This is a genomic window from Streptomyces sp. NPDC090083, assembly GCF_044747445.1.
GTDB lineage: Bacteria > Actinomycetota > Actinomycetes > Streptomycetales > Streptomycetaceae > Streptomyces.
The window spans coordinates 181,607-194,328 of record NZ_JBIVED010000008.1 but is presented as its reverse complement, the minus strand read 5'-3'; the positions used below and the strand labels follow the sequence as shown (position 1 = coordinate 194,328).

General features: G+C 72.9%; 10 protein-coding genes and 1 pseudogene. 8 read left to right on the top strand and 3 right to left on the bottom strand.

The window, feature by feature from the left end:
* Positions 1 to 10: 10 nt before the first annotated feature.
* Entirely contained in the window at positions 11 to 1,213 is a 1,203-nt protein-coding gene (locus tag ACIPTO_RS27400) for an amino acid deaminase/aldolase (RefSeq protein ID WP_401196423.1), read from the bottom strand.
* A 1,612-nt stretch (positions 1,214 to 2,825) separates the two neighbouring features.
* Here ACIPTO_RS27400 and ACIPTO_RS27395 point away from each other — a divergent pair.
* The gene (locus tag ACIPTO_RS27395) at positions 2,826 to 5,081 is read left to right on the top strand and encodes a hypothetical protein (protein WP_401196421.1); all 2,256 of its coding nucleotides are present in this window, start codon (positions 2,826 to 2,828) and stop codon (positions 5,079 to 5,081) included.
* Positions 5,078 to 6,253 carry a type VII secretion-associated serine protease mycosin gene (gene mycP, locus ACIPTO_RS27390; RefSeq protein WP_401196418.1) on the top strand — a complete coding sequence of 392 codons (1,176 nt, stop codon included), beginning with the start codon at positions 5,078 to 5,080 and terminating at the stop codon, positions 6,251 to 6,253. Before ACIPTO_RS27395 ends, mycP begins: the two co-directional genes overlap by 4 nt.
* Positions 6,254 to 6,271: 18 nt before the next feature.
* Here mycP and ACIPTO_RS27385 read toward each other — a convergent pair whose 3' ends face one another.
* Complete coding sequence (locus ACIPTO_RS27385; RefSeq protein ID WP_401196416.1) at positions 6,272 to 7,294, bottom strand: serine hydrolase; 1,023 nt, start codon at positions 7,292 to 7,294, stop codon at positions 6,272 to 6,274.
* A 150-nt stretch (positions 7,295 to 7,444) separates the two neighbouring features.
* Here ACIPTO_RS27385 and ACIPTO_RS27380 point away from each other — a divergent pair, with 150 nt between their 5' ends.
* Positions 7,445 to 8,179 (top strand): SseB family protein, encoded by a 735-nt coding sequence (locus ACIPTO_RS27380; RefSeq protein WP_401196414.1) that lies wholly within the window; start codon positions 7,445 to 7,447, stop codon positions 8,177 to 8,179.
* A gap of 34 nt (positions 8,180 to 8,213) precedes the next feature.
* Here ACIPTO_RS27380 and ACIPTO_RS27375 read toward each other — a convergent pair whose 3' ends face one another.
* A complete protein-coding gene (locus ACIPTO_RS27375; RefSeq protein WP_366321241.1) occupies positions 8,214 to 8,585 on the bottom strand; it encodes a DUF1844 domain-containing protein in 372 nt (123 codons plus the stop codon).
* Between the two features lie 338 nt (positions 8,586 to 8,923).
* Between ACIPTO_RS27375 and infC the strand changes: the two are divergent.
* The 5 genes and pseudogenes from infC to ACIPTO_RS27350 all read left to right on the top strand — a co-directional run bounded on the left by infC (position 8,924) and on the right by ACIPTO_RS27350 (position 12,617).
* Positions 8,924 to 9,623, top strand: a pseudogene (gene infC, locus ACIPTO_RS27370) (translation initiation factor IF-3).
* A 107-nt stretch (positions 9,624 to 9,730) separates the two neighbouring features.
* Positions 9,731 to 9,925: a 50S ribosomal protein L35 gene (gene rpmI / locus ACIPTO_RS27365; protein WP_019065473.1), complete on the top strand. Its 195-nt coding sequence runs from the start codon at positions 9,731 to 9,733 to the stop codon at positions 9,923 to 9,925.
* Between the two features lie 102 nt (positions 9,926 to 10,027).
* Positions 10,028 to 10,411, top strand: coding sequence for a 50S ribosomal protein L20 (gene rplT, locus ACIPTO_RS27360; protein ID WP_107019818.1), 384 nt, complete (start codon positions 10,028 to 10,030; stop codon positions 10,409 to 10,411).
* A 173-nt stretch (positions 10,412 to 10,584) separates the two neighbouring features.
* Positions 10,585 to 11,433, top strand: coding sequence for an RNA methyltransferase (locus ACIPTO_RS27355; protein ID WP_366321238.1), 849 nt, complete (start codon positions 10,585 to 10,587; stop codon positions 11,431 to 11,433).
* Positions 11,434 to 11,489: 56 nt separating this feature from the next.
* Positions 11,490 to 12,617 (top strand): ATP-binding protein, encoded by a 1,128-nt coding sequence (locus ACIPTO_RS27350; RefSeq protein ID WP_366321236.1) that lies wholly within the window; start codon positions 11,490 to 11,492, stop codon positions 12,615 to 12,617.
* Positions 12,618 to 12,722: the final 105 nt, after the last annotated feature.

Below are 12,722 nucleotides of genomic sequence, written 5' to 3'. Positions count from 1 at the left end.
CACCCGGTCGCTACAGGAAGGTGTGTCCCTCGCCCCGGTAGGTCGGCACCGTGGACGTCACCGTGTCGCCCTCGATCAGGTGCAACGCGTCGAACCGCTCGCACAGTTCACCGGCCTTGGCGTGCCGGAACCACACCTTGTCGCCGATGAGCAGATCGTCGGCGGGCGACCCGAGCAGCGGCGTCTGGACCTCGCCGGGTCCCTCCTGGGGGTCGTAGCGCAGGCCCTCCGGGAGGTACGGCACCGGGAGGCGGTCGGGGCCGGGGGCGCCCGAGGCGGGGTAGCCGCCGCCGAGGACGGTGACGACGCCGACGCCGGGGCGCCGTACGACGGGCATGGCGAAGAGGGCGGCCGGACGGCCGGTGAACGACGTGTAGTTGTCGAACAGGCGCGGTACGTACAGCCCGGAACCGGCCGCGATCTCGGTGACCGCGTCCTCGGCCGCCGTGTGCTGCACACTGCCGGTGCCGCCGCCGTTGACGAACTCCAGGTCGGGCACGACCGCCCGCACCGCGCGCACCACTTCGGCCCGCCGCTCGGCGAGTTCACGCTTCGCGGTGGCCTGCATCAGCCGGATGGCGCGGGAGCGGAACGGGCGCCCCGCGACGGAGTCGCCGACCCCGGCGATGTGCCCCTCGTAGGCCATGATCCCGACGACCTTGAAGCCGGGGCGGCGGTTCACCAGGCGGGCGATGTCGGCGAGTTGGGCGGGGGAGCGGAGCGGCGAGCGGAGCGCGCCGACCCGGATGCGACCGCCCAGCAGCCGCAGCGCGGTGTCCAACTCCAGGCAGACACGCACGACTTCACGACCGCCGTCGCGGGCGTCGTCGATGAGCTTGAGCTGCGCCGGATCGTCGATCATCACGGTGACGGCGGCGGCGAGCTTGGGGTCGTTGGCCAGTTCACGGAAGGCGGCGCGGTCGGCGGACGGGTAGGCGAGCAGGACGTCGTCGAAACCGGAGCGGGCCAGCCACAGCGACTCGGCGAGCGTGAAGGACATCAGCCCCGCGAAACCGTCCCTGGCCAGGACGCGTTCGAGAAGCGCTCGGCAGCGGACGGACTTGCTGGCGACGCGGACCGGCTTGCCGCCGGCCCGGCGGACGAGATCGTCCGCGTTGGCGTCGAAGGCGTCCAGGTCGACGATGGCGACGGGGGCGTCGAGGTGGGCGGTGGCCCGGTCGTAACGGGCCCGGTCGGCGGCGCGCGCAGTCATGAACGCAGCCTGCCAGACAGGATTACCGCAGGGTAGGGGGACGTTCCGGGCAGATGCCCCGGGGGTGCGGACTGGTTCCCGTCCGGGCCGGGGCAACCCGTAGAGTGACGCGCACGCACGGAGGAAGCGCCGCCGGTCGTTCGACCGCGTCCGGGATGACGGTCCGCCGCGACGGGTATGCGTTGCCGGGGACGATTTCGTGGGCGTGCCGGTGAGGACGGGGAGGACACCGGTCCGTATACAGGCAGGGGCGCGAGAACGGCGGCCCGCATACGGACGAACGGTGGCCCGGGTATGAGGGAACGGGGGGTGCATGAGCACGGGAGCGCGACGTGCACCTGAATCACCGGGGGGCGCGATGTGGCGGGGGCCGGTCGATCCGGTCCGCCCGACGGCCTCTCCGGACCCGGTGAACTACCTCGACCCGGCCGCCTCGGTGGACTCGGCGGGCGAGATGGATTCGACGGACGTGACTGATGCGGCGGGGGGCCCTTCGGGTTCCGTTTCCGGGGCGGAGCTGAGGGCTGGTACCGATACGGGTCCGGCCTCCGGTACTGCCCCTGGTTATTTTTCGAGGGCGGGTTCGAGGGATGCGTCGGGTCGGGCTCCGGCCTCGGGTTCGGGTGCGGGGCAGGGCGTGAGCGCTGGTTCGGAGGGTGGTTCCGGTCCGGTCCCGGGTTCCGCCCGGGCGTCGGCGGCGGGCGGTGCGCCGGGTCAGGGCACGGCGGGGACGCCCGGTGCGCGGAGTGCGGGAAACCGGCCGGCCGGGTCCAACAGGGCTGCTACGGGCGGTACTTCGAGCGCGTGGGACGCGTGGAGCGCACCGGGAATGCCCAGCACGCCGGCGAACGGCGGGGCGTCCGAGCGGCGGCGTCCCTCGGGCGCCCATGCGAGCGGGCGACAGGGCACGGGGGATACACGGCCGGGCCAGGGTGCCGGTCCGGTGCGTCCGGGCGGCTCGGGTGCTTCCGGTGCCTCCGGGACTGGACGTGAGCCGTTCGAGCCTGTGGCGGGCTCCCGCACGGCGCCGGTGACGAGTGGCGGAGACGGTTCCGGTTCCGGGTGGTGGGACGGCGGCAACAGCAGACGTACGGCTCCGCGGAGCGCGGGGTCCGATGCGCGGGTGGTGTCCCGGGGCAACGGCCCCGACGGTCGCGACGTGTCACCGGCCGGCGGGCCCGACGCGCGAACGGGCTCTCCGGCGTACGGGGCCGGGGCGCGGACTGATGGGCGTCCGGTGTCAGCCAGCGGTGGCTTCGAAGGCCACCGCCCGGTCTCCCCGAACGGCGGTTCCGAGAGCCGCCCCGTGTCCTCCGACAACGGTTCCGGGGAGCGGAGTCCGTCTCGGAGCAACGGCACCGATGCGCGCGGTGGGGCCGGCTTCGAGGCCCGCGGTGGTGCGGGGCCCGCACCGGGTTCCTCCGACGACCGGCCGCGCTTTCCCGGCCTTCGGCCCTTCTCACCCCGCGCCATGGACCAGGAGAGCCCGCCCCCGCCTCCGGCCTCGGCACGCTTCCCGGACGCCCCGCCCCCACCCGGCACCGCCCCGCGCCGCGTGAACCCCGATGGAACCGCACCGGGCGCCGTCCCACCCCGTCCGCACCACCGCCCCGTGGCCGCGGCACAGGGTGGCGAAGCACCCGGGGAGAACGGTTCGGAAACGACCACGTCCTACCGTCCGCCCGCGCCGACGAGCCAGGACACCCCGGCCCGCCCGGCGAACGGGACCGCCGGCCAGGCGCCTGACCACCGGGACCAGGACGCGGCCCGCTCGACGCCCCCGCCCGGCTCCGCCGCCACCCCGCGCTCCGAGGACGAGCCCCCGCGCCGGCCGTCCGAGCCGAGGCGCTACATCCCGACCCGCCCGGGAACATCCCGCGACACCCCGCCCGAGGCGCTGCGCCAGGACGCGGCCCGCCCGCCGATGCCCCCGGCCCCGGCCGCTCCACCGCGTCCCGCGGGCGAGGTTCCGTACCAGGGGCCGGACCGGCCGAGCGGTACGCCCGGCCGGTCGGTCACGCCTCCCGCGCCCGCCACCCCGCCCCGACCTGCGGGCGAGACCCCCTACCCGTCGTCCGACGGCTCGCGCCAGGACCCGGCGCGCTCCGCGATGCCCCCGGCCCCGGCCGCTCCGCCGCGTCCCGCGGGCGAGGCTTCCATTCCGTCGCCCGACCGGCTTCGCCAGGCCCCGCCGCGCCCGGACACACCTCCCGAGCCCCCGGCCCCGCCACGTCCCGCGGCCGAGACCCCAGGCCAGGTACCCGGACCGTCGCGCCAGGACTCGGCTCGCGAGGCCGCGGCGACGCCTGCCGCCCCGGCCGCTCCACCGCACTCCGAGGGCGAGGCCCCGCGTCAGTCGTCCGGCTCGCAGCGCTACGTCCCGACCCGCCCGGGGACTTCCCGAGTCCAGGTCGCCCCGCCGCGCGTCGATGCCGACGGGGAGACCACCGCCCGGCCCTCCGGCGTGCACCACCCCGCCGCCACCGCCACTCCCACGCCCTCTTCCGATCCCCGCCCCGCCACCCCCTGGCGAGGCGAATCGTTCACGGACCCGACCGGCGGCGCGCCCACGCGGGGTGTGTGGTCTCCCGCCGGTGCCAGTGCGCCCTACCCCGCCGAACCCCGGCCGGCCGGCACGCACCCCGTCACCGGACCCACCGCGTCCGGCCCCGGCACCGCCATGCAGGGCCCCGCTGTCGACGAGTCCCGCGCCTGGTCGTCGGCCGCGCCCGGCAACCCGGCCGGGTCCACGGCCGAGGACGCGGGCGCGCGGTCACCGGCCGGCTCCGCCTCGGCCGGGCCCACCGTCGAGGACACCGGCGGGTGGACACTGCCCGCTCCCACGCCGGTCGAGCCCACCCCCGGTGAAGCCCGGGGCTGGTCACCCGCCGCTCCCAGTGCGCCGGCCGGAGGCGCCCCTGCCGGCCTCGCCCCCGATCCCGCTCTCTCCTGGTCCGCCCCCGTGGCCCCCCAGGGCGACCGCCCGATCGTGTCGTTCGGTGTGCCCGAGGGCTATGACGAGCGGGTGCGGCCACGGCCGCTCGGGGTGCGGATACAGGCCCGTACCGCCGCTGTCGCCGCTTGTGTCGTGCTCGGTGTCGGGCTCATCGGCGGGGCGGTGACCGGGAGTTGGCTCACCGGGGAGGACGGTGCGGACAGTGCCGTGAGTGCCTTCGTCACCGCGGGGGAGCTGTGGCACAGCGTGCCGGTCGATCAGCTGTTCCCGCCCACGGTGCTGGGGCAGGGGGCAGGCCCCGGCGGCGCCGACCGGACCTGGACCCGGATCGCCGTGGCACCGGACAGCGGGTGCGCGAACGCCTTCGACCCGCTGCTGAGCGACGCCCTCGCCCCCGTCGGCTGCCAGCGGCTCCTGCGCGCCACCTACACCGACGCCACCCAGAGCTACGTCACCACCGTCGGCATCCTCTTCACCAAGGCCGACAGCGCCGCGATGACCGCCCTCTCCACCCGGTTCAAGAACGAGAACCTCGGCAACCGCACCGACCTCATGCCCCGCCCGTACGCCGCGAAGGGCACCCTCGCCGCCGGCTTCGGCGACAAGCAGCGCGCCTCGTGGACCGTCTCCGTGCTGACCGACGCCCCCGTCGTCGTCTACGCCGTGTCCGGCTGGGCGGACGGCCGCAGGGTCGACGTACCGGAGCCCGCGGACGAGGCCGTCACGTCCGGCGGGACGACCGCGCCCGCCCAGTCCGGTCTCGGCAACGAGGCGCAGGGGCTCGCCGACCGGGTCGAGCGGAGTCTGCGCAAGACCGTCGACTCGCCCTCGGGGACATCGGAGACATCGGGGACGTCCGGGACCCCGGAGACGTCGGACACCTCACAGACCCCGGAGAAGAAGACCTCATGAGCGTCACGTTCCGCCGGGGCGGGCTGGTGAGCGCGGTCCTCGCCGCCTCGCTGGCCCTCGTGCCCTCCACCGTCGCGCACGCCGACGGCATACGTGACCAGGAATGGGCCCTGGACGCCATGCACACCCAGGAGGTCTGGCAGACCACCAAGGGCAGGGGCATCACCGTCGCCGTCCTGGACACCGGGGTCGAGGCCGACCACCCCGACCTCACCGGCAACGTCCTCGCCGGCAAGGACATGGTCGGCTTCGGCGCCAGGCCGGGCGACCGCGCCTGGGCCCGGCACGGCACCGCGATGGCCGGCATCATCGCCGGGCACGGACACGGTCCCGGCGACACCGACGGCGTCATCGGCATCGCTCCGGAGGCCAAGATCCTCCCGGTCCGCGTGATCCTGGAGGACGGTGACTCCGCGCGCGGCAAGGCCCGTACCACCCGGGGCAACGCCCTTGCGGACGGCATCCGTTGGGCCGCCGACCACGGCGCCGACGTCATCAACCTCTCCCTCGGCGACGACTCCGCCTCCGCGCACCCCGAGCCCGCCGAGGACGAGGCCGTGCAGTACGCCCTGAAGAAGGGCGTGGCCATCGTCGCCTCGGCCGGCAACGGCGGCGAGAAGGGCGACCACGTCTCCTACCCGGCCGCCTACCCGGGCGTGATCGCCGCGACCGCCGTGGACCGCTTCGGCACCCGCGCCTCCTTCTCCACCCGCCGCTGGTACGCCACGGTCAGCGCCCCGGGCGTCGACGTCGTCATCGCCGACCCCGACCACAAGTACTACGAGGGGTGGGGGACCAGCGCCGCATCCGCCTTCGTCTCCGGGGCGGTCGCGCTCATCAAGGCCGCCCATCCGGGGCTGGCCCCGGCCCAGATCAAGAAGCTCCTGGAGGACACCGCCCGCAACCCCCCGGCCGGGGGCCGCGACGACTCCCGCGGTTTCGGCTTCATCGACCCCGCCGCCGCCATCAAGGCCGCGGCCCGTCTCAAGCCGACGGACCTGCGCTCCGTCGCCTACGGCAAGAAGTACTTCGGCCCGGGCCCGGAGGCCGCCGCGTCCGACGGTGACACCGCCGGCTGGGCGGGCCCCCTGGCCGGCAGCGTCGGCGGAGTCCTGCTCGTCGCCGCCGTCGTCCTCTGGCGCGGCCGGCGCCGCCGCCACGAGTCCTTCTGAACCGCCGGGCCGGCGCGGTCAGTCGGCCGCGGTGGCCGAAGCCGACGTGGAGCTGGAGGCGGAGGTGGATGTGGAGGCGGACGAGCCCGTGCTCTTCGCGAACGCCGCCACTCCCGCCTTCGCCGCCGCCTCGACGAGCGTGATCCCCTCGGCCTGGGTCGTGCTGCCGTTGGACAGCACCGCGATCAGGTAGTCGTCGCCGTCCGTGCCCGTCACCCGCCCGATGCTGTTGACGTCCCACAGCCCGGTCGTGCTGCGCGCCAGCCACCCGTTCTTCAGCGCCCACGCGGAGCCGTCGGCCGCCGCGGAGACCCCCCACTGCTGGTCGGCCTCTATCTCCTTCATCAGACCCTGGAGATACGACCGCGAGGCCGCGCTCAGCTTCGAGTCGTCGCCGAACACCTGCTGGAGCAAGGTGAGTTGATCCGCCGCCGTGGTCTGGGTCAGGCCCCAGAGCGGACCGGCGCCACCCGTGGTGCCGGTCAGCCCGAACGTCCTGTTCGCCGCGTCGAGCCCGTCCGCCGTACCGATGATGTTCCACAGCGCCGTCGCGGAGTCGTTGTCGCTGTTCCGGATCATCGTGGTGGCGTACGACTTCTCCGCCGCGGTCAGCGTCCGGCCCGCGTCCTGCGCCTGGAGCAGCAGCGTCGCCAGGATGTCGACCTTCACGATGCTCGCCGTGTCGAAGGCGGCATCGCCGTACACCGCGCTCCCGCCCGAGGTCAGGTCGAGGACCGCCACCGACACCTTCTGGTCGCCGGCCGGAGTCACCGACCTCATCGCCTTCGCCAGCAGCGCGTCGCGGTCCACCGTCGGCCGCGTCACAGGTTCCACCGTCGCCTCCCCGCTCCCGGACGCCGAGGCCGACGGCGCCGCCGACGCCGACGATACGGGGCCGGAGTGCGCGTGCGCCTTCACGTAAACGGTCCCCGCCGCCGTGACGCCCACGACCGCCACGGTGGCGAGGGCGAGGTAGGGGAGCCGACGGCGTCGGGAGGGACGCGCGCGGTGGTCTCGGCGGGCGGCTCTGGAAGACTCCATGCCCGCGATGCTGCTGGCGGCTGCTGTGCGGGACGTAAGGCGGGAGTTAGATGTCTGTCAACTGTCCCTGAGAAACATGAGAAAGCTGTGGCCACCGCGTTTCAGGGCCCGCACAAGCCCTGCAGCATCCCCCCGATAGGGTCGGTCACCGTGGCGAACAAGAACATTCCCGACTCCGGCTACTCCGACGACGACGGCACGGCCGACCCCGTACTGACCGCGGCCCTCGCCGCCTGGGCCGAGGACCGCACCGCCGTGGGCCCCGTGCTGGCGGCCCTCAAGGGCGCCCGGCTGCTGGTGCCCGTGGTCGCCGTGCTCGGCGAGGTGGAGGAGGACGAGAACGGGCTGCGCCGCGAGAAGACCAGCGACATGGCCGTGCCCACGCTCAAGGCAGGCGGCCGTACCGCGCTGCCCGCCTTCACGTCCACCGACTCGCTGGCCCGCTGGGACCCGGCGGCCCGCCCCGTGGCCGTACCGCTGCACCAGGCGCTGCAGGCGGCCGTGCACGAGAAGGCGGACACGGTGGTGCTGGACATGGCGGGGCCGGTGCCCTTCGAACTGTCGGGGCCCGTGCTGCTGGCCCTCGCCGAGGGGCGGACCAGCGCCGACCCGCTCGCCGACCCGGAGGTCGTGGCGGCGGTACGCTCCGTGGTCGCCGGTGTGGGCGCGGTGCAGCGGGCCTACCTCGGCCCCGGCCGCGCCGACGGCACCCTCGCGCTGGTCTTCGAGCCCGCCGTACCGCACGACGCGGGGCTCCACGCGGTCGCCCGCCGCCTGGTCGCCGACGAGACGCTGAGGGCCCGCCTGGTGGACGGTCTCGACCTGGCGGTGCTGCCGGCCGGGACGACGCCTCCGGGCGAGCCCTTGTTCGTGCGTACGGGGTGAGTGCCGGTCGGGGACCGGGGCGGAGGGCGAGAGGCTAGCCGTAGATCGGGCCCGTGTACTTCTCGCCCGGGCCCTGGCCCGGCTCGTCGCGGACGATCGACGCCTCGCGGAAGGCGAGCTGGAGGGACTTCAGGCCGTCGCGCAGCGGGGCCGCGTGGAACGAGCTGATCTCGGTCGCGCTCGCGTCCAGCAGTCCGGCCAGGGCGGTGACCAGCTTGCGGGCCTCGTCCAGGTCCTTGTACTTGTCGCCCTCGTCGGTCAGACCGAGCTTCACGGCGGCGGCGCTCATCAGGTTGACGGCGACCGTCACGATCACCTCGACCGCCGGGACCTCCGCGATGTCGCGGGCCATGGCGTCGAAGTCGGGGGAGTCGGCATTGACGGACTCGGGGGGCGTGTCACTCATGCCCACACGATAGGCCCCGGTGTACGGCGGTTAGCACCACCCCCGGGGAGCTGCTAACCTTGTGTGATGACCGGCCAGGCACTGTGGTGCCCGGCCAACAAGTGGAGGCTCCGATCTCCCACCTGACCGTCCTGGCGGACGGCGGGTCACCCCGGTCAGGCGGTCACCATCGTTCCGTACGGACGATGGAGTCGCCCGAAAGCGCGCCCCGCGATCCTCGCGGCGGTGCTCCGGCAGTGTTTTGGAGCCCCGTCTTGTGATCGTCCGGGGCATTTTTTGTGTTCCGGCGCGGTTAGGTCTGTCTACCAAAGACAAACGCGGCCGTCCGCCAGATGGCCGTGTGGTGCTAACCGAGGAGGATCCATCAGCACCGAGCCCCGTATCAACGACCGGATTCGCGTTCCCGAGGTGCGACTTGTCGGTCCGAGCGGCGAGCAGGTCGGAATTGTTCCGCTTGCCAAGGCCCTTGAGCTCGCGCAGGAGTACGACCTGGACCTGGTCGAGGTCGCGGCGAGTGCACGTCCGCCGGTCTGCAAGCTCATGGACTACGGGAAGTTCAAGTACGAGTCGGCCATGAAGGCCCGTGAGGCGCGCAAGAACCAGGCGCACACGGTCATCAAGGAAATGAAGCTCCGGCCGAAGATCGACCCGCACGACTATGACACCAAGAAGGGTCACGTCGTCCGGTTCCTGAAGCAGGGCGACAAGGTCAAGATCACGATCATGTTCCGTGGTCGCGAGCAGTCCCGGCCGGAACTCGGCTACCGACTGCTGCAGCGTCTCGCGGAGGACGTGGCCGACCTCGGGTTCGTCGAGTCGAACCCGAAGCAGGACGGCCGGAACATGATCATGGTTCTCGGCCCGCACAAGAAGAAGACCGAGGCGATGGCCGAGGCCCGTGAGGCCCAGGCCGCCCGCAAGGCGGAAGCGAAGGCCAACCCCGGCAAGTCGCAGAACGCCGCGGAGGCCGAGGTCGACGGCGACGCCGAAGCGACCGAGGCCGTCGAGGCCCCGGCCGAGGCTCACGCCGACGCCTGATCCCGGGACGCCAGTCCGGGGAAGTAACCGATACAAGAGCGACGCTCCACCTGTGCCCGGTTTCACGACCGGGCACCGGAGCGCCACCGACGAGGAGATACGGCGCTATGCCGAAGAACAAGTCGCACAGCGGTGCCAGCAAGCGCTTCAAGATCACCGGCTCCGGCAAGGTGCTCCGCGAGCGCGCCGGCAAGCGCCACCTGCTCGAGCACAAGTCGTCCCGTGTGACGCGTCGCCTCACCGGCAACGCCGAGATGGCCCCGGGCGACGCCAAGAAGATCAAGAAGCTTCTCGGCAAGTGACGTACGCGGCGCTCCCGTCGAGCGCCGTACGTCTGGACCGGGACCCCATCGATTCCGGGCCGTGTGAGTCCAACCGCGGCCCCGCTACAAGGAGTTAAACAAGTGGCACGCGTCAAGCGGGCAGTCAACGCCCACAAGAAGCGCCGGGCGATCCTCGAAGCCGCCTCCGGCTACCGCGGTCAGCGTTCGCGCCTGTACCGCAAGGCCAAGGAGCAGGTCACCCACTCGCTGGTCTACAACTACAACGACCGCAAGAAGCGCAAGGGCGACTTCCGCCGGCTGTGGATCCAGCGCATCAACGCTGCGGCCCGCCAGAACGGCATGACGTACAACCGCCTCATCCAGGGTCTGAACGCCGCCAACATCGAGGTGGACCGCAAGATCCTCGCCGAGCTGGCCGTCAACGACGCCGGTGCGTTCGCCGCGCTGGTCGAGGTCGCGCAGAAGGCTCTGCCCAGCGATGTGAACGCGCCCAAGGCTGCGTGACGCTGCGCCGGCTTGAGCGGTGATGTGAAGGACCCGCAGGTTTTGGCCTGCGGGTCCTTTTGCTGGCCCGGGCTCGGCAGTTGTCCGGGTGCGGGTTCGTCGTGGCTGGTCGCGCGGTTCCCCGCGCCCCCGAGGGAATCCGGGCCCCCTGAGATTTGAAGGTGAAGCAGAGAATGTCCCCTCACGGTCCCGACCTGATCTCCCCCCGTTCCCCGCGCGTCGTCGCCGCGCGGCGGCTGGAGCGGCGGAACTTTCGGAGCAAGGAGCGGCTGTTCCTCGCCGAGGGGCCGCAGGCCGTGCGGGAGGCGGCGGGACACAAGGAGACGCTCGTCGAGCTGTTCGCGACCGCCGAGGCCGCGGAGCGGTACGCCGACATCGTCGGTGAGGCGCGTGCCGCCGGTGCCCGCGTGCATCTCGCGGACGAGCAGGTCATCGCCGACATCTCCACGACCGTCACGCCGCAGGGGCTGGTCGGGGTCTGCCGGTTCCTCGACACCCCGTTCGAGGAGATCCTCACGGGCCGGCCCAAGCTCGTGGCCGTACTGGCGAACGTGCGCGATCCCGGCAACGCCGGCACCGTCCTGCGCTGCGCCGACGCCGCCGGTGCCGAGGCCGTCGTACTGACCGACGCTTCCGTGGATCTGTACAACCCGAAGGCCGTGCGGGCCTCCGTGGGGTCGCTCTTCCATCTGCCCGTCGCCGTCGGGGTGCCGGTCGAGCAGGCCGTGGCCGGGCTCAAGGGGATCGGGGTGCGCATCCTCGCCGCCGACGGGGCCGGGACCGACGACCTCGACGACGAGCTGGACCAGGGGACGATGGGCGGGCCCACCGCCTGGGTGTTCGGGAACGAGGCGTGGGGGCTTCCGGAGGAGACCCGGGCGCTCGCGGACGCCGTTGTGCGGGTTCCGATCCACGGGAAGGCCGAAAGCCTGAACCTGGCCACCGCCGCCGCCGTATGTCTCTATGCGTCGGCGCGTGCACAGCGCGCCTCCGGAGGGTGCCGCTCTGTCACCGGCAGCTAGTAGGGTGACCAGCTCGGGGGCCACCTGCGCCGTATGAGAAGAGGTGGGGTACGGGGATGACTGTCGGCACGAGCAGCGCGCCGGGAGCTCGGGGCGTGCCCCAGCCGTCCGAGGGCAGGCACGACGACCTCGGCATCGACCCGGACGAGCTGGCCGACGGCCTGGTCATCGCCGACGAGCACGGGCACGTCGTCTGTTTCAACGCCGCCGCCGAGCGCATCACCTCCGTCGCCGCCGCCGACGCCCTCGGGCAGCGGCTGGAGAAGGCCCTCCCGTTAGAGGATCTGGAAGGGCGCCGCTGGTGGCAACTGACCGATCCCTACGGCGGGTTGGCCATCCGCGTGCGACAGCCGGAGCGGAACCTGCTGTTGCCGGGCGGCCATGAGGTGCTCGTCACGGCACGCTACGTCCGCACGGAACCCCTCGGCCCGGTCCGCCGTGTCGTCGTCTCGCTGCGGGACACCGAGGCCCGCCGCCGTACCGAGCGCAGCCATGCCGAGCTGATCGCGACCGTCGCCCACGAACTGCGCTCGCCGCTGACCTCCGTCAAGGGCTTCACCGCGACCCTGCTCGCGAAGTGGGAGCGATTCACCGACGACCAGAAGCGGCTGATGCTGGAGACCGTCGACGCGGACGCCAACCGCGTCACCCGGCTCATCGCCGAACTGCTCGACATCTCCCGCATCGACTCCGGGCGGCTGGAGCTGCGCCGCCAGCCCGTCGACATGGGCGCCGCCGTCGGCCGGCACATCCAGGCGTACGTGGCCGCGGGCCAGACCGCCGACCGGTTCCTGCTCCGCGTCGAGCAGCCGCTGCCCGATCTGTGGGCCGACCCCGACAAGGTCGACCAGGTGCTGAGCAACCTGCTGGAAAATGCGGTGCGCCACGGCGAGGGAACCGTCACCATCGACGTCACGGCCTCCGCGTCCCCGCGCGAGGGCGAGGAGACCGGCACATCCGTGACGGTGAGCGACGAGGGCCCAGGCATCCCGGAGGAGTCCATGAACCGCGTGTTCACCCGCTTCTGGCGGGGCAGCAAGCGCGGTGGCACCGGCCTCGGGCTGTACATCGTCAAGGGCATCGTCGAAGCCCACGGCGGCACCATCACGGTCGGCCGCGCCCCCGGCGGCGGCGCCGAGTTCCGATTTACGTTGCCCGTGGGCACCCCGGCGTATCTGCAGTAGTCCTGCCGCAGCCGCCGACGAGGCCCCACGGGCGCGGTCACCTGCCTCACCCCCGTTAGACTCGGCCTTTGGCACCTTTGCGTCCCCGTTCCAGGGACGCCGACG

What these genes read in the sequence shown, in the direction of transcription:
- ACIPTO_RS27400 (WP_401196423.1), bottom strand. Translation starts at nt 1,213, where the DNA reads ATGACTGCGCGCGCCGCCGACCGGGCCCGTTACGACCGGGCCACCGCC.
- mycP (WP_401196418.1), top strand. Translation starts at nt 5,078, where the DNA reads ATGAGCGTCACGTTCCGCCGGGGCGGGCTGGTGAGCGCGGTCCTCGCC.
- ACIPTO_RS27385 (WP_401196416.1), bottom strand. Translation starts at nt 7,294, where the DNA reads ATGGAGTCTTCCAGAGCCGCCCGCCGAGACCACCGCGCGCGTCCCTCC.
- ACIPTO_RS27375 (WP_366321241.1), bottom strand. Translation starts at nt 8,585, where the DNA reads ATGAGTGACACGCCCCCCGAGTCCGTCAATGCCGACTCCCCCGACTTC.
- rpmI (WP_019065473.1), top strand. Translation starts at nt 9,731, where the DNA reads ATGCCGAAGAACAAGTCGCACAGCGGTGCCAGCAAGCGCTTCAAGATC.
- ACIPTO_RS27355 (WP_366321238.1), top strand. Translation starts at nt 10,585, where the DNA reads ATGTCCCCTCACGGTCCCGACCTGATCTCCCCCCGTTCCCCGCGCGTC.
- ACIPTO_RS27350 (WP_366321236.1), top strand. Translation starts at nt 11,490, where the DNA reads ATGACTGTCGGCACGAGCAGCGCGCCGGGAGCTCGGGGCGTGCCCCAG.